This is a genomic window from Bacillus sp. PS217, from assembly GCF_037963535.1.
GTDB lineage: Bacteria > Bacillota > Bacilli > Bacillales > Bacillaceae > Bacillus > Bacillus subtilis.
On record NZ_CP150157.1, the window covers coordinates 3,833,906 to 3,856,217 of the forward strand.

Annotated in this window: 22 protein-coding genes; 1 reads left to right on the plus strand and 21 read right to left on the minus strand. The window is 46.0% G+C overall.

What is annotated here, in order from left to right; translation table 11 throughout:
* Positions 1-13: 13 nt before the first annotated feature.
* From bacC to spsA, 20 genes are all read right to left on the minus strand, one after another.
* On the minus strand, positions 14-775 hold the full coding sequence (gene bacC / locus NSQ83_RS19885) for a dihydroanticapsin 7-dehydrogenase (RefSeq protein WP_120363589.1): 762 nt from the start codon (positions 773-775) through the stop codon (positions 14-16).
* A gap of 2 nt (positions 776-777) precedes the next feature.
* Positions 778-1,485: a 3-((4R)-4-hydroxycyclohexa-1,5-dien-1-yl)-2-oxopropanoate isomerase gene (gene bacB / locus NSQ83_RS19890; RefSeq protein ID WP_003244300.1), complete on the minus strand. Its 708-nt coding sequence runs from the start codon at positions 1,483-1,485 to the stop codon at positions 778-780.
* Positions 1,475-2,089 (minus strand): prephenate decarboxylase, encoded by a 615-nt coding sequence (gene bacA, locus NSQ83_RS19895; RefSeq protein ID WP_009968341.1) that lies wholly within the window; start codon positions 2,087-2,089, stop codon positions 1,475-1,477. Before bacA ends, bacB begins: the two co-directional genes overlap by 11 nt.
* 151 nt (positions 2,090-2,240) lie before the next feature.
* Positions 2,241-3,479 carry an MFS transporter gene (locus tag NSQ83_RS19900; protein WP_122895621.1) on the minus strand — a complete coding sequence of 413 codons (1,239 nt, stop codon included), beginning with the start codon at positions 3,477-3,479 and terminating at the stop codon, positions 2,241-2,243.
* Positions 3,480-3,688: 209 nt separating this feature from the next.
* Positions 3,689-5,101: an amino acid permease gene (locus NSQ83_RS19905; RefSeq protein WP_198878420.1), complete on the minus strand. Its 1,413-nt coding sequence runs from the start codon at positions 5,099-5,101 to the stop codon at positions 3,689-3,691.
* Positions 5,101-6,801 carry a M20/M25/M40 family metallo-hydrolase gene (locus tag NSQ83_RS19910; RefSeq protein ID WP_198878419.1) on the minus strand — a complete coding sequence of 567 codons (1,701 nt, stop codon included), beginning with the start codon at positions 6,799-6,801 and terminating at the stop codon, positions 5,101-5,103. Before NSQ83_RS19910 ends, NSQ83_RS19905 begins: the two co-directional genes overlap by 1 nt.
* Before the next feature lie 73 nt (positions 6,802-6,874).
* Entirely contained in the window at positions 6,875-8,422 is a 1,548-nt protein-coding gene (gene pruA / locus NSQ83_RS19915) for an L-glutamate gamma-semialdehyde dehydrogenase (RefSeq protein ID WP_198878418.1), read from the minus strand.
* A gap of 226 nt (positions 8,423-8,648) precedes the next feature.
* Complete coding sequence (gene rocG / locus NSQ83_RS19920) at positions 8,649-9,923, minus strand: glutamate dehydrogenase (RefSeq protein WP_114523613.1); 1,275 nt, start codon at positions 9,921-9,923, stop codon at positions 8,649-8,651.
* A gap of 177 nt (positions 9,924-10,100) precedes the next feature.
* A complete protein-coding gene (gene bslB / locus NSQ83_RS19925; RefSeq protein ID WP_046160968.1) occupies positions 10,101-10,565 on the minus strand; it encodes a biofilm surface layer hydrophobin BslB in 465 nt (154 codons plus the stop codon).
* A gap of 323 nt (positions 10,566-10,888) precedes the next feature.
* Positions 10,889-11,344, minus strand: a complete 456-nt coding sequence (locus NSQ83_RS19930; protein ID WP_003242881.1) for a dTDP-4-dehydrorhamnose 3,5-epimerase family protein — start codon at positions 11,342-11,344, stop codon at positions 10,889-10,891.
* The gene (rfbD, locus tag NSQ83_RS19935) at positions 11,337-12,188 is read right to left on the minus strand and encodes a dTDP-4-dehydrorhamnose reductase (protein WP_015250965.1); all 852 of its coding nucleotides are present in this window, start codon (positions 12,186-12,188) and stop codon (positions 11,337-11,339) included. The genes NSQ83_RS19930 and rfbD overlap by 8 nt, the downstream gene beginning before the upstream one ends.
* A 13-nt stretch (positions 12,189-12,201) precedes the next feature.
* Positions 12,202-13,149, minus strand: coding sequence for a dTDP-glucose 4,6-dehydratase (gene rfbB, locus NSQ83_RS19940; protein ID WP_003244201.1), 948 nt, complete (start codon positions 13,147-13,149; stop codon positions 12,202-12,204).
* Positions 13,149-13,889 (minus strand): sugar phosphate nucleotidyltransferase, encoded by a 741-nt coding sequence (locus NSQ83_RS19945; RefSeq protein ID WP_014478328.1) that lies wholly within the window; start codon positions 13,887-13,889, stop codon positions 13,149-13,151. The genes rfbB and NSQ83_RS19945 overlap by 1 nt, the downstream gene beginning before the upstream one ends.
* A 24-nt stretch (positions 13,890-13,913) precedes the next feature.
* The gene (locus tag NSQ83_RS19950; protein ID WP_128441935.1) at positions 13,914-14,933 is read right to left on the minus strand and encodes a PseG/SpsG family protein; all 1,020 of its coding nucleotides are present in this window, start codon (positions 14,931-14,933) and stop codon (positions 13,914-13,916) included.
* 2 nt (positions 14,934-14,935) lie between these two features.
* Positions 14,936-15,658: a spore coat protein gene (locus tag NSQ83_RS19955; RefSeq protein ID WP_085185486.1), complete on the minus strand. Its 723-nt coding sequence runs from the start codon at positions 15,656-15,658 to the stop codon at positions 14,936-14,938.
* Entirely contained in the window at positions 15,651-16,772 is a 1,122-nt protein-coding gene (locus NSQ83_RS19960) for an N-acetylneuraminate synthase family protein (RefSeq protein WP_076457443.1), read from the minus strand. Before NSQ83_RS19960 ends, NSQ83_RS19955 begins: the two co-directional genes overlap by 8 nt.
* On the minus strand, positions 16,772-17,641 hold the full coding sequence (locus NSQ83_RS19965) for a GNAT family N-acetyltransferase (protein WP_003227457.1): 870 nt from the start codon (positions 17,639-17,641) through the stop codon (positions 16,772-16,774). The genes NSQ83_RS19960 and NSQ83_RS19965 overlap by 1 nt, the downstream gene beginning before the upstream one ends.
* A complete protein-coding gene (locus tag NSQ83_RS19970; RefSeq protein WP_029318671.1) occupies positions 17,642-18,811 on the minus strand; it encodes a DegT/DnrJ/EryC1/StrS family aminotransferase in 1,170 nt (389 codons plus the stop codon).
* Between the two features lie 20 nt (positions 18,812-18,831).
* Entirely contained in the window at positions 18,832-20,256 is a 1,425-nt protein-coding gene (locus NSQ83_RS19975) for a CDP-glycerol glycerophosphotransferase family protein (protein ID WP_014481250.1), read from the minus strand.
* Positions 20,257-20,260: 4 nt separating this feature from the next.
* Complete coding sequence (gene spsA / locus NSQ83_RS19980) at positions 20,261-21,031, minus strand: spore coat dTDP-glycosyltransferase SpsA (protein WP_015250957.1); 771 nt, start codon at positions 21,029-21,031, stop codon at positions 20,261-20,263.
* A 319-nt stretch (positions 21,032-21,350) separates the two neighbouring features.
* Between spsA and gerQ the strand changes: the two genes are divergently transcribed.
* A complete protein-coding gene (gene gerQ / locus NSQ83_RS19985) occupies positions 21,351-21,896 on the plus strand; it encodes a spore coat protein GerQ (protein WP_014481253.1) in 546 nt (181 codons plus the stop codon).
* A gap of 43 nt (positions 21,897-21,939) precedes the next feature.
* Here gerQ and NSQ83_RS19990 read toward each other — a convergent pair whose 3' ends face one another.
* The gene (locus tag NSQ83_RS19990; RefSeq protein WP_003227446.1) at positions 21,940-22,311 is read right to left on the minus strand and encodes a DUF423 domain-containing protein; all 372 of its coding nucleotides are present in this window, start codon (positions 22,309-22,311) and stop codon (positions 21,940-21,942) included.
* Position 22,312 lies beyond the last annotated feature (1 nt).

Consider the following 22,312-nt stretch of genomic DNA (forward strand, 5'->3'; position numbering starts at 1 on the left):
AAACACTCCTTCTCTATTGTGCGGTGTATCCTCCGTCTGCGGTGATGGCGCTTCCGGTCATATAGCTTGATAAATCCGAGGCTAAAAACAGCATCACGTTTGCTATTTCTTCAGGTTTCCCAAGCCTCAGCAGCGGATTTACCTTCGCCTTTTCTTTTTTGATCTCTTCAAGTGTGCCTTCATTATTTTCAAGGAATGATTTTTCATTCAGCGGTGTGTCGATGATCCCTGGGCATACGCAGTTCACGCGAATTTGATGCTTCGCATAATCAACAGCCATTGATTTAGTCAGCTGCAAAACCCCGCCTTTGGTGGCGTTATAGGCAGGAATATCAGGCCATGCCACGAGTCCGCCGACAGAGCACGTATTAATAATGTTGCCCTTGCCGGCGGCCAGCATATGCTTGAGTGCATGTTTGCTCATTAAAAACATGCCGGTCAAATTGACTTGCAGCACCTTGTTCCAATCTCTGAGCTCCATCTCGTGAATAGGCGCCACGATTTCGATGCCTGCATTATTAATCAAGACATCGAGCCCGCCAAATGTATGAACCGCCGATTCAACTGCGTGCTGGCAGGCAGCTTCGTCTGTGATGTCCGTTTGCACAAAGTGCAGCCTGTCATTATTTTCTTTTCGTACCATTGCTTCTCCCTGCGCTTCATCAATATCCGCCACAACCACATTGGCCTGCTGGCCCAAAAAAGCCTGAACCGCAGCATAACCAATGCCTGATGCGCCTCCTGTTATGAGGACGGTTTTATCGGTGAGGTTCATGATCATTCATCCGCCTTCATTTTTTTTGCTTTTGCTCTGTTGTAGCGCGGCGGGAAGAAGATATTAATCGATTTTGATTCTTTTTCCGAACGGTTGATGGCACCGTGATCTTCACGAGGCTCACAGAAATAGGCTGTGCCGAATTTCATCTCGACTGTGCAGCCTTCGACCGTCATGTCATAGCCGCCGCCGATGCAGATGCCGATTTGTTCATTCCGATGTTTATGGAAAGGCATTTCTCCGCCATTTCCAGGGATTTTGGCAAGCATAATTTCTACCCAATCCTCAACAAAGAACGTGACTTCCATGCCCGGCAGCAGGTCTCTTGTTTTGAAAATATCCAAAAAGTAGTCCTCAGGACTTGTATATGTTTCATCAGCTTTCAGCCGCTTGATATCAATAGCAATCACTTCTTGGTCTGTGTCGTTTCTTGCCCCGTGAGGCACATGCGGCGGCGCGATATAGGCAGATTCCAAGGCTGTCATTTTTCTTGTCACATCTCCGACAGTCATCATCAGCTCGCCAGAAACGACCATGCCGATTTGGACCTCCTTATGCTGATGGGGTTCAACATTGGTATGCGGCGGGACGTAAGACATTAATACTTCAGTATCCCCTCGTACGGTTGAATACTGCCTCACTCCGTTTTCCCATTCAATTAATTTCGGTGTCGGGAAATAAAGCTCCTGCATATCTTCTTTAGTTTTCATCATCAACGTCTCCTTTTCCAAATAATGACCAGCTCATTGGAATGCTTTTGAATGTTTTTACAAAGGTTAGCCCGTACTTTTGCCGTGCAAGCTCATTGGTTAAGGCAATGTCATACAAACCTTCTTTTACTTTTCTTGCGGCTTGACTGGTTGAATTGACTAGTTTGAAACGAACATCTTTGCGGGTAAAATATTTTATTAAATTAATAGGTGAAGGATGTGAAACAATAACAGATGTATCAAGCATATCGTCTCTGAATTCAAAATCAGGACGAACAGCCAGGCCGTACATCGGTGTATCGCACCTGAAGATCTGCAATAGCTGCAAATCCGGCCTCATGTAGAAATGCTTAATGCCATCGTAAGCATGTGGGACGATGGTATATTCCAGCGGGCTTTGGAGCGTCCTTTCGATGCACGATTCAAAAGTATCATGCAAGGACAATTTACTGTTCAGCCCTTGTAGAAGAGTAAAATTGGAAATGAAATGCTTTGCTGCGTACTCACTGCTTGTCCCCTCAGGGCCGAGCGTGTTGACTGTAATGAGTTTGGATAGTGAATCAGTTCTTTTTTTTGTCTGAATGCTATTATCCAATATAATCATGAGCACCAACCAATCTTTTAAAATTTTAAGTAAATTTTATCCAGCGGAAATTGAACTGTCAATGTTTTTTGAAAATATTGATAATTATTCCCATACAAACAAAAAAACCCTTTAAAAAGGGTTTTTAATTATAGGAATTTAGAAACTTTGTTTATTGAGATAAGGACTGATCGGCCTTCTGCTCAAGTTTGCCGTACTTTTTATATGCGAATACACTGAGCACAAATCCGAGGACTGTGATGGCTGCGCAAATCAATCCGACAGCTGCATAGCCGTATGCCACATAGACGGGTCCCATTAAAGCAGAACCTAATGTCACGGCCAGATTCGAGGCGAGGCTGTAAAATACCATGACTTTTCCGCGATGACGCTCTGAGCAGTCACTCAAAATGGTGCTGAGCAGCGTCACCGTCAAACTTTGCATTAATCCCCAAATAAATAGGCTGGCGATTAACAGAAACATAGACGCCGGCGCATATGGTAAACACGCCAGCAGAACGCTGATGACCCCCAGCGCAATCAAAAGGGAGCGCATTTTTCCGATGCGGTCGGCTATCTTTCCTGTAATCACACTCATGGAAAACCCGATTCCATAAATCATGATAAATAAGCCCGCAGCCGTGTTTCCTCCGGTAAAAACGTCCTGAAGATAGGTGCCTAAAAAGGAATACATACCGTAAAAACCAATCATATTACAAAAGGTTATCGTGATATAAACAGGTACACGAGGGACTTTCAGCGCATCCCGGAATGTTCCTGCCGGCTCTTCTATTTCTTCCTTGCCGCTGTTTTTATGTTGGGCATGGCGGCGCATTTCAAGGAGAATCAGCAGGACAACTAAAACGCCCATCAAGGCGAAAATCCAAAACGTCCATCTCCAATGCAGGACGCCGCCGATAAATGATCCGAGCGGCACTCCGAAAATCAGCGCCAGCGACCAGCTTGAAACGATCAGTCCCATCACCTTGCCCCGGTATGTATAAGGAACACGATCACCGACAACTGCGTAAGCGGTCGGAACAAACGCTCCCGCAGCCAATCCCGAAAGCGCCCGGCCTAAAAAGAAGAAAAAAATATTTTGAGCCAAAGCGCATATCACCGTTCCTATGATAAAGATCATAAGCCCGGCCAATAAACTCAGTTCTCTGGAGTATTTATCGCCTAATGGAACCAAAAGCGGCGCACCGATAAAAATCATAATGCCGTAAATACTGATAGATAATGCAAGGACACTGACATCTGAGCTGAAGGCTTTTGCTAAATCCGGCAGCAGCGGTGAGATCACAAGCTCTTCAGATCCGGCTGCAAATACCCCCATCGTTAAAGCCAGTGCCAACAATAACGGAAAATGATGTTTTGTTTTGATGTCATTGTTTTGATTGCTGTTCATTCTTTCTCAAACACCTCTTCCATAATCTTCTTATCATAAAGTTGCATTATAGTTTAGCATTGTTTTTTCACTATTTACAATTCGAACGAAATCTTTATAACTTTTATTATTTTCATTTAAATCACATTATATATTTCTATATTTCATTCTAAAAATACATGAGGATGTAACACGTAAAAAAAGCTCTCCGGCCTCCCGGAGAGCTTTTTCTATTGCGCCTCTGTCTGCTCTTTTTCAATCGGTTCATGATTTATACGCTTTTTGATGCTTAGATGATAGTATGCATAGCAGAAAATAATGATCGGCACACCGCAGTATAAGCCAATTCTTTGATCCGGAATGAAAATAAGGCTGATCAACACGCAGCCATATAAACAAAATCCGAGAATCGGGACTAGCGGATAAAGCGGCGTTCTGAACTCCAGATCATTCACATTTCCGCCTTCAGCCAGGTAACGTCTGCGAAAGAAAAATTGCGACGCACAAATGGACATCCACGCGACAACTGTCACCATGCCCGAGATTGAGATACACCATAAATACACTGTTTCTGCGGCCATGACACTTGTCAGCAGCGAACAGCCTGAAATGCCTAGCGTAATCAGCAGAGCATTCATCGGCACGCCTTGTTTTGTCAGTCTGGTGAGAAAGGATGGACCCATTTGATTTGATGAAAGTGACCACATCATACGTGACGCCGCATACAACCCCGAATTAGCAACAGATAAAATGGCTGTTAAGATGACAAAGTTCATGATATCTGCCGAAAATGGGATGCCAATTTGATCGAGTACCGCTACAAACGGGCTTTCAATCACCCCCGCCGTTTTGTACGGAAGGATGGCAACCAAGACGAACATAGCGAGCACAAAGAAAAACAGCGTACGCCAAATGACATTTCGAATGGACTTTGGCAGTGTTTTTTCCGGGCTTTCACTTTCCCCTGCCGCAATGCCGACAAGCTCCGTTCCCTGGAACGAGAAGTTTACCATGACCAGCGTAAACATAACGGCCAGCAGCCCATTAGGGAAAAGCCCTCTATCAGTCATAAAGTTAGACAAAAAGGGTGTCTCCTGTCCGCCTTTAAAGTCAATCAAGCCAAACACAGCGGCTCCGCCAATCACAATAAATAATATGATCGCCGCCACTTTGATGCTTGAAAACCAAAATTCCATTTCTGCAAAGCTTCTGACAGAGAGCGCATTAATCAAAAAGATGACGATGCCGAACACGAGGCACCATATCCAGATCGGAACGGAGGGCAGCCACCTTTGCATCAAAATGCCTGCTGACGTCAGCTCTAACCCCACTGTATTCGCCCAGCTGAACCAATACAGCCAGCCAATCATAAAGCCTGTCGACGGTCCCAGAAATTTAGTGGCGTAGGCCTGAAACGATCCGGCCACCGGCATGGCAACAGCCAATTCTCCTAAACAAAGCATGACGAGATACATTAAAAATCCGCCGATGATATACGCGGCAATGGCGCCGAGCGGTCCCGCCTGGCTAATGGTAAAGCCAGAGCCTAGAAACAGCCCAGTGCCAATCACCCCTCCCAAAGCAATCATAAACAAATGCCTGCTTTTCATGCTGCGCTGCAATTCATTTTTATGATTCTGCATCATCCTTCCCCCTTTGGTTCTTTTGCCGTGATGGTCATCCGGTAGCTTTGCAAAAGATGAACGGTGGTTTGCTGTATGAGGAGAGGCAATACATGAAATGTGTACGGTTTATAGACTCGTTCCGTCCATTTATGGCCGTCTTTTCCGTACACGCCCATATTAATGGATGGAATATTCAGCTTGCGTATGTCTTTGAACGGAATGGTTCCAATCATATTCCACCCAGGGAAGTTCCTGATAAAAGAATCAATTTCGCCATCGGTTTCGTGCAGTGATAAAAAACTGCCGTCTGCCAAGTAGGGGAAAAACTTTTTGAAGACAAATGTTTCGCCTGTCGATTCAGCGGTTTTGTCAGCCGCTTCTTTAATCACATGCTGCAAAAGCTGATCTCTTGCGCTATCTTCTTTCAAATAGTTATGCGGCAGGTAAGGAGGTGCGTAAAATAGAATGACTTTTGCGCCTTGATCGGGGTCAAGCTTTTGAAGCTCTTCGATTGCCTGAAAGCATCTCATGCGAAGTTCAAGGTGCTCGTTGGCTTTGAATGTCTGCTCGATACACTGCTCGGGATCTATCCCCCGGTTTCTCAGCTTTTCTAAGTATTGCTCCAGGCTATACACTTGAATGCCCCATGATAAATGTTTCTTTGGCAGGTTGGCTCTTTTTACATATTCTTCATAATAATCTGATAATTTTTGTTCTGTCTCTTGGCATGCTTCCTCAGTGACTTCAATAAGCAAATCCATCATTTCTTTTGCTGTTCTTTCATAAATAAAACAATTGAAGTACAAGCTGGTGCTGACAGCCGTTTGCACATTATAGGATTCCTTGTTATCACGCTGATACAAACAGGATGGGGGCAGAACCAACTCCCCTTCAACCTTTTCTGCCAGATGGATGTTATTGTGGAGACGGCTTGTGATTTCAGATGAAATGAAATTTGGGTCAATTCCTGCCAGTGTATCGCCAACATGGACTTCACGCCCGTAAATGTAAAAGCAAGGCAGCAGTTTTCCCGCGGCTCCGGTATAGATATATCTTGTCTGATCACCATCGTAAAGCGGGGTAATAAAATCCGTATTAATAGCAGCCAAATAGTGAAGCTGTTTTTCTTTTTTTAGCCGGTTCAGCTCTGAAATGCTGGCAAGAATGCCCGAATGCTGGCTCTCCTCATCGGGATTGGCCATAAACAATACATTTCCCGGCAACGTCTCAAGGTTCTCCGAAAAATGCAGGAGATTGGCTAAATGCACGGCGATGCCGCTTTGCATATCGACAGATCCTCTTCCGAACATCCACTCGCCTGATTTGGCATCCCGCTGAACATCCTGATCGAACTCATAGCGGCTGAAATACTCGGCCAATTTCTCACAATCAAAAGCGATATCCTTTAAAGGGCCGAAATCTTCGATTCCAACTGTATCCAGATGGGCATGGTAAATGACTGTATTACGGCTTTCTCCATGTCCTTTAATAAACGCAAAAATATTTTTGCGATTGTATGGGTCATTGGGAATGGCCTGTTCCCACACATGACTGGGGTTTTCCTGAAAATAAGGATAGCTCGTGATCACTTCTTTGATGAAATCTGCTTTTGTCCCTTCTCCAACGGTGCCGTTCACGCTGCTGAGGCTGACCAGAGATGCTGTCAGCGCCTCCACTCTTTCAGCCGGATTCATGTGACTGATTTTTGTATACTGCATAAATTGTCCTCCTGATCAAAAAGTTGAAATCGTGCGATCCGCTAAAGAATCGCACGATTTTATTTCTCTCAAATCAAAAAGCTTCGGACGTTGTTTTGGCTTGCATATGAAGAATTAAGTAATCGGGACCGCCTGCTTTTGAGTCTGTTCCTGACATATTAAAACCGCCGAACGGCTGATAGCCGACAATTGCTCCGGTACATACTCTGTTAAAATATAGGTTTCCGACATGGAAATCCTCGCGCGCCCGTTCAATGTGCGCACGGTTTTTCGTCAGAAGCGCACCTGTTAATCCGTATTCCGTGTTATTGGCAATCTCCAGCATATGATCGAAATCACGCGCTTTGCAAATCGCAACAACTGGGCCGAAAATTTCTTCCTGCATCAAGCGGGCGTTTTCATCAACATCTGCAAAGATCGTCGGCTGAATAAAGTAGCCTTTTGAATCATCGCCTTCTCCGCCGGCCAATAGCTTGCCTTCAGATTTGCCGATTTCAATGTATTTCATCACTTTGTTGTAGGATGCTTCATGAATCACGGGACCCATATACGTATCAGGATCTTCTGGATTGCCGACAGTCAGCGTTTTGGTCAGCGCCACAGCTTTTTCCACCACTTCATCATACACATCCTGATGAATGACCGCGCGGGAGCCCGCAGAACACTTCTGTCCTGAATATCCAAATGCTGAATACACGATAGAGGATGCAGCAAGGTCAAGATCAGCGTCCTTGTCGACAAGCACTGTGTCTTTTCCGCCCATTTCTGCAATTACCCGTTTGAGCCATTTTTGGCCCGGCTGCACTTTGGCGGCTCGCTCATAAATCCGGCAGCCGACTGCACGGGAACCTGTAAATGAGACAAACCGTGTTTTCGGATGCTCAACTAAGAAATCACCGATCTCCGCTCCATCTCCCGGAATGTAATTCAGAACGCCGTTTGGCAGACCCGCTTCCTCCATGACCTCGACAAATTTTGCTGCCACTACCGGGGCTGCGTCAGCCGGTTTTAAGAGAATCGTATTTCCTGTCACAATCGCTGCCGCCGCTGTTCCCGCCATAATCGCAAGCGGGAAATTAAATGGAGAAATGACGATGCCCACGCCAAGCGCTTCGTAATGATATTGATTGAACTCGCCAGCACGGCTCTTCACCGGAGCCCCTTCCTTGAGCTTTAACATTTGGCGCGCATAGAACTCTAAAAAGTCTATCGCTTCAGCCGTGTCCGCATCTGCTTCTTTCCACGGTTTTCCCGCTTCCTTCACAAGATAGCTTGAAAATTCATGCTTTCTTCTGCGCAAAATAGCCGCTGCCTTAAAGAGAATATTCGCGCGGTGCTCCGGTCTTTGTTTTTTCCAGGAATCAAATGCCTGCAATGCGGCTTGCATTGCTTTTTCAGCAAGCTCTTGATCTGCTGTAGACGCGTACCCAATGATCTCTTCTTTATTTGCCGGGTTAATAGAAATGATTTTGCGGTCCGTTTCAATTTTTTCTCCATTTATGACAAGCGGATAATGCTTGCCGAGCTGAGTGTTTACAAAGGCCAGTGACTCCCCAAATGCAGTTTTATTCTTTGCTTCCGTAAAATCGGTAAATGGTTCGTGTGCGTATGTGACTGTCATATGTAGTCCCCCTCGTGTTATGAAATATATCTTCGCATATGAATAAAAATGCAAGAATCATGCCATTTTCTTGTCTTTTGCTGAAAAAACTTGTTGAATCGAACAGAAATTTGTCTAACAGGTGATCATCTTTCTCTATTTCCGATCTTGAACGCAAATTTATTTTGCGATTTTTGCTCTTTAGGCAAAAAACAAACGCAAAATTATTTTGCGGAGGCTTCTCAAATTAGACCCATCCGCGGAATCGCGATGCTTCTGCCGATTTTCTGATGCCCGTCATGTAAGCCGCCAAGCGCATATCCACTTTATGTGTTGCCGCTGTCTGATAAATCGTTTCGAACGAGCTGACCATGACGCTTCTCAGTTTTTCTGCAACCTCTTCTTCCGACCAATAATATCCTTGGTTGTTTTGCACCCATTCAAAATAAGAAACCGTAACGCCGCCGGCACTCGCCAGGATATCCGGCACAAGCAGCACGCCTCTTTCATTCAGGATCTTAGTGGCATCAATGGTTGTCGGTCCGTTCGCCGCTTCAACGACGATTGACGCCTGAATGTTATGTGCGTTTTTGGCTGTGATTTGATTGGAGATCGCGGCAGGCACTAAAATATCGCAATCCTTTTCAAGCAGCTCTTCATTTGTGATGACGTCAGTAAATAAATTGGTGACCATACCGAAGCTGTCCCGTTTATCGAGCAAATAAGGGATATCAAGGCCGTCCGGGTTGTAGAGCCCGCCATTGGCATCAGAAATCCCGATCACCTTCGCGCCCGCATCGTGCATGAATTTGGCCAGGAAGCTACCCGCGTTTCCAAAGCCCTGTATGATGATGCGCGCGTTTTGCAGCTTGATCCCTTTTTTCTTCACCGCCTCTTCAATACAAATCGTGACGCCCTGTGCCGTCGCCGTTTCCCGTCCTTGCGATCCTCCCAAAACAAGCGGTTTACCTGTAATAAAGCCCGGAGAATCGAATTCCCGCAGCCGGCTGTACTCATCCATCATCCACGCCATAATCTGCGAATTGGTGTACACATCGGGAGCTGGAATATCCTTTGTCGGACCGACGATCTGGCTGATGGCACGGACATACCCCCTGCTCAGCCTTTCCAGTTCTCCAAATGACATTGTCCGCGGATCACAAATAATACCGCCCTTCCCGCCGCCGTAAGGAAGATTGGCAATCCCGCATTTGAGCGTCATCCAAATGGATAATGCCTTTACTTCCTCTTCATTAACTTCTGGATGGAAGCGAACGCCCCCCTTTGTCGGACCGACAGCATCATTGTGCTGTGACCGGTAGCCTGTGAACACATTGACGCTCCCATTGTCCATTTTGACCGGAATGCGGACAGTGAGCATTCTCTGCGGCTCTTTCATGAGTTCATACATATCTCCCGGATAACCCAGCTTCCGAAGGGCTTCCTTAATGATTGTTTGGGTAGACAGAAATAAGTTAAGAGCTTCTTTTTCTTCATCTTTCGAGACTTGCATTGCTGACATCTTTTTCACCTCATTGTTTTTTTGGCCGGCTGTAATGTAAGCGCTTTAAAAAAATCAGCCCGCCAATTCCTTTCTGCATTGGATTCACCCTTATCATCATGCAAGATCCGTACCAGCTTTTGAATCCACAAAAAAAGAGACTGAAAACATCTCAGTCTCTGACTACAAATCTATCGATTAACGGGGATCAATCACCAGCTGCGTTTCAGCATAAAAACTGCCGATTCCCAAACCGTTTACTACATCGCCTTTAATCGTGTAAGTGCCTGCGCGAGGAAGCGTTTTGCGCACCATGACGAGGTCAAATTCGGATACGCCTAACAAATCAAGCGTAAGCGGGAGTCTGACTGTTTTTCCATCGTTTAAAATCTGTGTTTCTTTCAGTGTTCTTCCATTCACTGAATCTCTTGTCGTAGCATGAAACCCGTCAGGAAATTGAAATTCTACCGCTCCAAGAGAAAGCACCGCATTTGGTTTATATGTCACTTCAATATCAGAAGTGGTCCACTCTTTCGTGCTGTTAACTGTTTTTGCCTCGATTGATGCAGACTGTGCATGAGCTTGGCCCGAAGGAAGTAAGATTGATAGTAAAACAGCTGAACTGATGAATAATGAAGATACGAATGAAGTTCTTTTTAGCATGACATTTCCCCCTAATTGATTGTTGAAATTTGGCCAGAGCGTCCTCTGCAGAAAAAGCGCTTTTTCATAATTCGCGAATTACCAGTTCTTTTTCTTAAAAATTAATCTATCATCATTTTCCATGGAAGTAAATGTTATTTAAGGAATATTAACACTTGGAATTCAATGAGAATTCCTTCCTGTTTATACAAGGTTCAAATGGACGATTCCTCTCTCTTTTTCTAGTAACATATACCTGACATTTCCTATCTTTTATCCTATTTTAAAAAAGGGCAAAAAAAGTCGAAGATGCCTCTGCTCTTCGATTGATCACGTTCCTATTTTTATCTGAATTCAGTGTTCCAGTTAAAACCGATCGTCTCATCATCCCACGGAATTCTTTTTTCATCAGGCTGATCCGGGTTATACGACATGGTGGTAAAATAGATAATTGTCAGCGGCGTCTCTCCCAGCACTCTATATCCGTGAGCCACCCCTTTTGGGATTAATAACAGCATCGGGTTGTCTTCGCCCATATAATAGACGTCCGTTTCTCCTTTTGTCTTTGAATCCTCTCGAAGATCGTATAGGACAACCTGAGCGTGGCCGGTTGGGAAGAACCAGAGATCATCCTGCTTCTCATGATAATGAAATGCCTTAATCACACCCGGATAGCTTTTCGACCAAGAGGCCTGCCCAAAATGCTCAAGGAGATTCTCATCGTCCCGGACCAGCTCAGCAAAAAAGCCTCTGTCATCGCTATGCTTCATCAATTTTTTCACCTTGACTCCATCAATCACACGCACTGCTCCTTTCCTGCAAATACTCTCGTAACGCTTCCCGCCAGTGGCGGGGGCGGATGCCGGCTTCTTCAATAGCCCGATGGCTCAGCACAGAGTATGCCGGACGGGGCGTTTTGTTCCCGTATTCCTCTGTCGTTACAGGCAAAATGGCTGTTTCCAGCCCGCTTTCTTCCATAATTGCCGTCGCAAACTCATACCAGCTGCATATGCCTGAATTGCTGACATGATAGATGCCCGGCGGATGGCTGAACAGCTTGATGACCGCTTCTGCTAAATCCTTCGTATAAGTCGGCGAACCAATTTGATCGCTGACAACCCGAAGCTCTTGTTTCGTTTCAGCAAGTTTCAGCATGGTTTCAACGAAATTACTGCCGCCATGTCCGTACACCCACGATGTCCTGATGATCGTGCTGTCTTTTGTCGTTAATCGTATCAGTTCTTCTCCGAGCCTTTTGCTTTTGCCATAAATGGTTTTCGGATCGAGGGGATCGTCTTCCCTATATGGCTGGGTTCCTTTCCCATTGAATACATAGTCCGTGCTGATATGAACATATTGAGCTCCGATGCGGGTTGACTCAAGCGCTGTATAATAAGCGCCGATTCCGTTAATCAAGTACGCTTTATCAAGCTCTTTCTCGCATTGATCAACCGACGTAAACGCGGCGCTATTGACCACGATATCCGGCTGATAATGGCCAAACGAATGCCGTACTGAGCGCTGGTCAGCAATGTTCATCATCTTCTTTGTTAACGCAATGACCTCATATCCGGCTTGCTTCAGCTGGCGGCATAGTTCCAAGCCAAGCTGTCCTCCCGCCCCAGTCACCAATACCTTTGTCAATCAGATCACCTTCTCATCGGTCATTGTCTGTATACCACTGAATCGTACGCGCAATGCCTTCTTCAAACGTCACTTCCTGCCGCCAGCCCAGTTCGTTTTTCAGCTTTGATGCATTGATCGCATAGCGCCGGTCATGCCCTTTTCGGTCTTCCACGTGGGCGAACAATTCCTCACAGCCCAGATGCTTCAAAATGACACTCGCCAGCTCTTTATTCGTGCGTTCATTTCCGCCGCCGATGTTATACACCTCGCCGTCGGTCCCTTTTTCTAAAATCAGCTTGATCGCGCGGCAATGATCCTCCGCAAACAGCCAGTCTCGGATCTGGAGTCCATCGCCATACAGCGGAACAGGCAGGCCCTGCTTCGCATGACGGATAATCGTCGGAATCATTTTTTCGCTGTGCTGATAAGGTCCGTAATTGTTGCTGCATCGTGTAATGATGGCCGGAAGCTTGTGGGTTTTCACATAAGACAACACGAGCAAATCAGAGCTTGCTTTGCTGGCTGAGTATGGGTTATTAGGAGAAAGCGGCGTCGTTTCTGTAAACGCGGGATCATCCGCTTTTAAATCCCCGTATACCTCATCTGTTGAAATATGAATCAGCTTCTTGGCTTTTCCTTTCAAGACCGCTTCCGCCAATCGGTATGTCCCCATTACATTTGTGGTGATAAACGGCTCTGCTTGAGAAATGCTTCTGTCCACATGCGATTCTGCTGCGAAGTGAATGACGCCATCGTAGGTCTCATCAAACGCGCGGTCGATATCCTCCTGAACGCTGATGTCCCCTTTTACAAAGCGAAAACGGCTGTTTTGCTTTAATTTTTCCATTTCCTCCGGGTGGCTGGCGTACGTCAGTTTATCTAAAACGGTAATGCGCGCATCCGTTTCCCTCAGCATGAGCTTTGTAAACGTGAGCCCGATGAAGCCGGCACCGCCTGTAATTAAATATGATTTTGCCATCACTTTTCGTCCTGTCCTTTCCGTAAAGCCTGGTGTACAAGCTGGGAAGCGAGATAAAGCGATTCGTGAGTTCCGGCATCTACCCACCAGCCTGATAACACATCATACGTAAGCTGGCTGTTTTCGATGTATAGATTATTCACATCGGTGATTTCCAGCTCGCCGCGCTTTGATGGTGATATTTGTTCAATATATGAAAACACCTCTGCATCATACATATAAATACCGGTAACACAAAGGTTGGTCGGTGGCTGTTCGGGCTTTTCGATGATGGAACGAATCCGCTTGTTTTTCTCATCAATCTCAGCAATCCCGAAGCGTTCCGGGTCATCAACTTCTTTCAGAAGCACTTTTGCTCCTTTCCCCTGCTGTTCAAAGCGTTCTGTATAAGGCTTTAATGAATCTTCAAATATATTATCACCTAATAATAAAATGAAAGACTCTTTTTTCGTAAAGCGCTTTGCATAAGACAGCCCATCCGAAATGCCCGATGCTGCCGGCTGTACTTGATAAGTGATAGTAACGCCAAGCTCTTCGCCGTTCCCAAGCAGTTTGTAAAATTGCGGCATATGCTCCTTTTGGCTGATGAGTAAAATGTCTTTTATTCCGGCTTCCTCCAGCTTCATAATCGACCAGTATATCATCGGATACGGGCCTACAGGAAGCAAATGCTTGTTGACGGCTTTCGTTAAGGGCATAAGGCGTGAGCCGTTTCCTCCGGCTAAAATAACACCTTTCACATTAACACTTCCTTACATGCATTTTTATATCTTTTGTTCATATAAATCTTGAAGAATAGCTGTTACCCGCATAATGCCTTTGCCATCCACGAGCGGCCTTCCTCCCTTGTGCAAAGAAAGGCGAAGAGGATAGCTGCTCATAATGCGCGACATCTGATAGATGAGTGTTTCATCCGGTACAAGCTCACCTAAGCCAAGATCAAGAGCGGCGCCTTGGTCAGCAAATGTTTTGGCTGTAGCCGTTTGATGCTCAACCTGAGAAAGAACAAGGCACGGCACGCCGATGCAAATGGCTTCATATAGAGAGATGCCGCCGGCGACAATGGCTGCGTCCGCTTGTTTCATCAAACCTGCCATATCATTTGTCTGTTCGATCATCTTGTACTGCGGCTTCTTTTCGATCCGCTTTCGGACTGCCTCTTGATGCGGTGAAGCGCTCCCCATTACAAACATTATGTTTTTGTCTTTTATGTCGGGGACTTGATCAGCGGCAGCCAGCACTTTAAAAATAAGCTGCTTCGGATCACTTCCTCCTAATGCAACAAGGATATTGCGGCAGTCTTTCTTAAGTGTGTAATCCTCTCTTGCGGCCTGAAAGGCGGGGTGAAGAATAAGATAGTCCGGGCCTTCATAGATGCGTGTGTTTCCCTGAATGTACACCCTGCCTCTGATGTCACCGTAAATTCCGTTAATGACTGCGTCACTATATTGAATCGATTTACCGTTTTTCTCTTCAAAAAGAACAATTTTCGCATCTGTCTCCGTCTTTATTTTCTTTAACAGCTCTGCAGGCGCGCCTAGAATATCAAACAAAAGCAAATCAAGCTTCTTGCTTTTTATTTCCCGGAGAATAAATTCGTGCTGCTGCAGCTCCGGCTTTACGATGACACGCCAATGCTCTTCATGAAGAAACGCTTCAGACTCCTGATTCGTGTAAAACGTAATCAAGCAGCTCTGTTTGAGTTCTTCCGCAAGTCTCTTCATCCGGACAACATGGCCCATTCCCTTTTCATAGCCGCCGTCTGCGAAGATCCCAACATGCATGGCTATTCAGCCTCTCGTTCGATTGCCGTATCGGGGTCCCGGTTCAGAAGGGTGATAAGCTCTGAGGCGGATACATCGGGGCGCTCGCCTGCTTTTTGATAGAGGGCCTTTATCGATTCATAGTCTTCCTTTGTATCAATGGTCAGCCGATATTGAGGGGAGCGGAATCGTTCCGGCGCCTCTAAAAACTGAACACGATAAAGAGCTGGATGATTCCTTATATATAACGTGACATGCTCCTGATATTGATCCTCCATATTCTGAATACGGCTGATGTCAATTAACAGGTTGGCGTTGACCACTTCGCCGCAAATCCCTAATGGGGCATTCAGGATATACGTATAATCCGAGCCTTGATCAAAATGCGCCTGAATCATTACATCGAGCAGCTCAGGATCGACAAACGGATTATCACCCGTTAATCGGATGATGACTGACGGTTTAACAGCTTCTATGACCTTCACAAACCTATCGAGGACACGTTCTTCGCTCCCGCGGAAAACACGAAAGCCTTGTTTGATACAGTGCGCTTCTAATATGTCGTCAGTTTCTTTGTCAGACGTGGCGATGACAAGATTATCCCGATCCTTTTGGTAAAACGCGCTTTGCCGGACACGGTGAACGAGAATGTCAAGTAAACGATTCGATCCGAGCGGCCGAAGCACTTTTCCCGGAAGCCTTGTTGAACCCATTCTTGCCTGAATGATAAAGAGAATATCATTCATGAAACGGGCTGTCCTTCAGTAAAATGTCATCCCAGACAATGCCTGTGTCGGCCGGAATGTCTCTTACAGCCCGAACACCGCTGGTCAGCAATTCAAAAAATCTCGGGTGCAGCCCCTGCGGCTTTTGTCCGGGCCGAAGCACTGCGATATTGTCTTCACTAAAGGCTTCACCTTTTTGAATCGGAGCTGTTGTAAAAATGCCTCTGTATGCAAAGTTTCTGATTTCTCCTTCGATGGAGGTTGTTGTTTTGTATGAACTGCCAAGCAGTTTTTCAGAGACCGGCTTTGTGATCCCCTGTTTCAGCTCAGCTTCCGTTTTCCTGATGCCATCGACCATTTCTTTCAATTCATCCGGATTTAATGCAAACGAGTGGTCGGCACCCGGCAGATTTTTATCGATCGTAAAATGCTTTTCTATCAGTTTTGCTCCGAGCCGAACCGCGGCACACGGCGCTTCTGTCGGATGCTCGCTATGATCGGAGAAGCCGATTACCGCCTCAGGAAAAGCGGCGGCAAGCATCGGAATGACGCTGAGGTTGCTGTACTCCGGCGGTGCTGGGTATTTCGCCACACAATGCATTATGGCAATTTGATTGTTTCCCTCTGCCCTGATGGTGCGCCAAGCTTCGTGAACATCAGAGATTTCAGCTCCGGCTGTCGAGAAAATCATCGGCCTGTTCAGCCGGGCGACATATTTGAGCAGCGGGAGATGGTTAATTTCATAGGATGCGATTTTAAAAGCGCTCGGCGAGGTAGACTGAAGCAAATCAGCTGACCCCTCGTCACATACCGTACTTAAAAAGATCACCTGCTTTTCGCGGCAGTAATCCAATAGCGGTGAAATCCACTCAGCAGGCATTTCCATAGATTGAACCAAAGAAAAAATAGAGACGTCCTTGCCCGCTGCCGTCTTATACAAACCAGGATCTTTCTGGTACATCCTATCAGCTTGGAACATTTGAAATTTCACGGCATCCGCTCCCGCTTCCGCCGCGGCGTCTATCAGCGCAAAAGCCTGATCAAGCTTCCCGTCATGATTAATCCCCGCCTCAGCAATAATAAAAACAGGAGCGTCTTTGCCTACAGTTTTATTCGCGATCTGAAACGCTGCCATTATTTCGCCTCCTTGCCCGGCCAAATATGATAATAGTAATACGATTGTTCAGCGGTGAAGCCCATTCGTTCATAAAGGCGGATCGCCCTTACATTGTGAAGCTGCGTCCCCGCTGTTACCGTTCTATGCTTCTGGGTCTCCGGTTGTTCTATGAGATTCGCCAATAAATGAAACGCAATACGTTTTCCTTCAAATCCCGGCTTTACAGCCATCAAATCGAGAATGCACTCATCATCTCTTGATAAGCCCTGAAGATAGCCGATGACCTCGCCATTGTGTTTAGCGACAATATTGACCGCCGCCCTTCCATTCAAATTGTTTCGTGTCCACTCCTGAAATATTTTGTTTGCCGCATCGCGGCTGAGATGAGGATCCTGAAAATATCTGCTTTTTGTAAACGAGTCTCGGGCCAGCTCACATATCGCTTCTGTGTCTCCGGGCTCAGGCGGCCCCAGTTCAAAAAATGGCGGTGTTTTGTCATAAAAAGACGGAGGCATCGCCAGCTTCAGCAAACTCCCGACAAAGTAAGAGGATGGCTGCTGCTGTATCACATGCGCGGCTCCGATATCTTCAGCCGGAACGCGGACAAAGATAAAATCCGTTTCATCCATTTGGCGTACAGTATAAAAAGCTTCAAACAGCCTCTTTAGCTGCCCGGTACTATTTGCCGCAAGAAGTTTGACGTTCATGACTTTCTTCTGAAGCACCTTGCTTTCCCACAAAGAATCTTCGTAAAGCAATACGCCTTGGAGCCTGCTGTTTTCAAAAAGGCCGAGGGAAAATTGATACGGAACATCCAGTGTAAGCTTTCTGCTTTGGAGAAATTCCTCAATTGCCTCTTTGGAGACATTTTCTTTTACCGTATACATTTAATCAGCCCCTTTTACGATATCCCGCACAGCTTCAATGACATCATCTACATCGTCGTCAGACATTGATGGATAGAGCGGGAGAGAAAGGGTTCGTTTATAGTAATTCATGGCATTCGGAAAGTCCGCTTCCTTATATCCAAATTGCTTTTGATAATACGGATGAATGTGTACTGGAATAAAATGAACGCTAGTGCCGATATTGTATTCATCCTTTAAAGCCGTAATCATTTCGCTGCGCGTAACCCCGGCCTTTTTTTCATCAACTTGCAGAACATATAGATGCCAGGCGTGCCTGCCGTCATCATGGACAAACGGCGTGATCAGCCCAGGAATCTGCTGAAAAGCGGTTTGATAGCGGCCGGCAATCTCTTCTCTCCGTTTCTGCATATCATCCAGCCGTTTCAGCTGATGAAGTCCGAGGGCCGCCTGCAAATCAAACATATTCATCTTATAGCCGGGCGATTCGACTTCATAGTACCAGCTGCCATTTGAAGAATAACGGTTCCATGCAGCTTTACTCATGCCGTGAAGGCTTAGCACCCGGATCTTATCGGCAAGCTCCTCATCATCAGTCGTCAGCATGCCGCCTTCCCCTGTCGCAAGGTTTTTGGTGGCGTAAAAGCTGAATGCCGTTGCATCCCCGATAGAACCGATCATTCTTTGCTTATAAGTCGTATATACCGCATGTGCCGCATCCTCCAGCACGAATAAACCATGATTTTGGGCAATAGCCAATATTGCATCCATATCGCAGGACTGCCCGCCAAAGTGGACGGGCACAACTGCTTTCGTTCGCGGTGTGACGGCCGCCTCAAGCTTTACCGGGTCAATATTGAGCGTGTTTTGGTCAATATCCGCAAACACAGGCGTCGCTCCCGTATGAATAATCGTATTGGCAGTCGAGCTGAACGTAAGCGGAGAGGTAATGACCTCGTCCCCGGGCCCGATCCCTTTTGCTTTCAAAGCCAAAAATAAAGCTGCGGTACATGAATTTACCGCCACGGCGTGCTTCGCCCCGACAAACGCGGCAAACTCTTTTTCAAACTGCTGAACCTTCGGGCCTTTAGAGAGCCATCCCGATTCAAGCGTTTCTGTAACCTCCTGAATTTCTTCCTTACCGATTAACGGCAATGAGTAAGGGAGAAAATGATTTCTCTTTTGCACCATTTCTTTGCGCTCCTATCATTTTATTCAGTATCTTCCCGCCTGTAATCAACCCCTGTTTTGGCTTTCAGTTCTGCAAATAAAGCATTTGTTGATTCTGCCACCGGATAATTAGCCGCTATGAATGCCAGGCGCGCCTCTTCTGCTTTTTGATGCACGTCGGGACTTCGAAGAACTTCAACCAAGGTGTGCGCTAGTTCATCCGGCTGGTCAAACATAAAATCGCCAAGAGACTCATAATACGGATACGAGCGATTTCCGGACGATTTTCCGATCAGCACAGGCTTTTGAAACAGCATGGCTTCAAGACCGACTGTCGAGGTCTGCGTCACTGCGGCATCAGCATACGGCAGCAAATCATAAAGCTCCAGCTCCTTTTTGATGACTCTGCATGCTTTATGTTTTTTCGCCGCCTCGTGATACAGATCAAGCTTGTTTTTTCCGATTTCCCACGGGTGGGGTTTGATAATAATCTGCAGCTGCTTCTGATCAGAAAGCCCCTGCAGCACACCGGAATAAAAGTCTTCTGAAAAGGGCTGAGTGGCAATGAGCACAATTTTTTTAGTCGGCTGAAAAGCAAGTTTTCGATAGAATATGGACATATCCATAGGCGTTCTGTTAAAAATCTGATCGAAGCGGGGATGTCCCGTTACGAGAATCTGCTCGGGTTTACAGCCTTTTCGTATGAACCACTCTGCTTCATACGCACCAAAAACAGCTTGATAGGTTGTAAAAACAGGAATGAAGGCTTCATCTCCCATCAATGCGCCATGCTGAAGACAAATGCTGACGGCCCCTTTTCTTTGACACATGAGAGCGAGCACCCTGCTATAAATGTCTTCTGCCGTTCCGACAATAACAGCTGAAATCTTTTCCTGTTCAAACAGCGCATCAACTGTATCAATGGCCTCTATAAATAAAGGAATATCTTTGAAAAGCCGGTCGCGAAACGCTTGATCACCAAATGCCGGGTGATCATCATAAGGGGCGAGAAGCGAACAGGCTGTTTCGAGATACTGCTTCGAATCGCCTTTTTGGCATGAATCCGCTATCTCCCGCTTGCTAATTACAGGCAGATCACAATAATGCGGCAAACTCCATCTGGCCAAAACAGCCGTTTTTTCAGGATCAAATTGATAGTAATTTCCGTTTGAAAAACGCAGGTAATCAAAGTGCAAAATGACTTTCCCTTTAACAGGTTTGTCATTTGTTTTAACGATGTTTTGGATTCTTTCTTCAAAAAACGGCTGAATCTGTCCCTCATCGATATGCTGATCCACCGATCCGAATAATTCCGGTTCTTCTTCCATCATCACCCTCAGCTCAGGGCTGATGTATTGATAAAAATTACTGATAAGCCCAAGCGGAATCCCTTTGTAGCGAAGTTTGTCAAAAAGCTCCACGTACTTCCGGTACAGCACCCAATAATTGCTTAAATAGGCCGACAAGCTCTCACCCCATTCCAAGCTTTTTTAATGATTCACGCAGCTCTCGGCAATTTCGCTGAGGAGGAAGGTTTCTGACAAATTCATTTTTTTCTGATTCAAACAGCTGAAAGTGAATTGATTGGTCGGTAATATAATTCAGGTCCAGCTCCTCATCCAGCGGGTAAAACGGATAAAAATGATTGACTCTCCAAAAGAACCGGGCATCTCCTATACGGTAAAACGCCGGGCTTTCATCCCAATAGGAGCCAAACTTCTCCTTTACCTTCTCAAGCACCGAATACCTGTGCATCACCGAGCAATGATCAATTGCGCACGGTGCGTTCCATGTCACTTGAGCGGCAGGCCTGACAGTTTCTTTTACAATGTCGCGATTCTCGTTTAAATGATAGGTTTTGGAGGCTGAGTAAATCACAGCCTTTTCAGGATGGGTATCGAGCTCCCGCACCATTTTCAGGAGGCGGTCCGGCATATAGATGTTGTCATCCGTCGCATAGGTGATATATTCACCCTCCGCCATCTCAATCGCCTGATTGATCAGTGCCGCGTATCTCGTTTTTTCTGTTCTTTCCTTCACTCCAGATATATCGCTTTGATAAAAACGCACTCGGTTATCATTCAAAAAAGGACGGATTACATTCAGCGTCTCTTCATTGGAGTTGTCATCCATAATAAACAATTCAAAATCTGAAAACGTTTGTGAGAGTATGCTAGAAATGGACTTTGCCACATAATCGCTTTTGTTATAGCTCGTCATAATGACTGATACTTTAGGCAAATCCTACACCTCCTTCTTGGAACTTCACACCTGAAACTATCGTTATCTTATGTTGCTTATGCTCAAGTTGCGCTAGGGATACAAACCAATATGCGAAAAGTTTGTGTATGTCTCTGAAAAACAGCGGCTGCCTAGAGCGAAATCTGATCGGTCCGCTGTTCTTTTTCAGCATAATCCAAGCATCAGCCTCATAAGGTGAAAGAGATAAAAATCGCACCAGCGACTAAGATCGTTTTCCATCGGAGGTGAGTCATCGCGGAGCGTTCACCTATACATCCAGAACATGTTTTGAATGGTTTTCATAAAAAGGAGGAACGATATGAAACCGAAAAAAAATCAATATCAGCAAATGCAGGCATTTGATAATATGCAGGGGTATCAGCCTCAGTTTGGCGCCAACCCGTACCCGCAGCAAGGCCAAGGCTCACAAATGCAGCCAATGGGGATGCAGCCAATGATGCCAATGCAGCAGGGACAGCAAGGACAACAAGGACAGCAGGGATTTGGATTCCCGGGCCAGCAGCAGGGCGGCGGTTTTCAAATTCCATCGGGGCCTACACCGTCAGGACCGGGCCAAAGCGTTCCCGGCATGCTGCCTGTTGAGGAATCTTACATCGAGAATATTTTGCGCCTGAATCGGGGAAAAACGGCCACCATTTATATGACATTTGAAAACAGCAAGGAATGGGGCTCGAAGATTTTTCGCGGCGTCATCGAAGCTGCGGGCCGGGATCACATTATTATCAGCGACCCGAAATCAGGAACACGCTACCTGCTCCTGACAATCTACCTCGATTACATTACATTTGATGAAGAAATTGCTTATACGTATCCATATTCCATGGCGTCCTATTCGCCAAGATAAGAAAAAAGCCAATCACTCATATGATGAGGATTGGCTTTTTTGATTATAGATATTTGACGGCTGCGACAACGATCATAATCCAAGAAATAATAAACGCCACACCGCCGAGCGGGGTGATCGCTCCAAGAATGGAGATTTGCGTCACACTTAGAATATATAAGCTTCCGGAAAACAGTACAATTCCCGCAAACATCAGCCATCCGGCTGTCGTGACACTGCCTATGCCGGATAATTTATCAGCCAGAAACGCGACAACGAATAACCCAAGGGCGTGATACATATGATACTGCACGCCTGTGTGCCAAACCTGAAGATATTTATCAGGTATTTTCCCTTCTAATCCGTGAGCGCCGAATGCTCCGAGTCCCACGGCAAGCAGGGCGTTAATAGCCCCTAATATGATAAAAACTTTCATC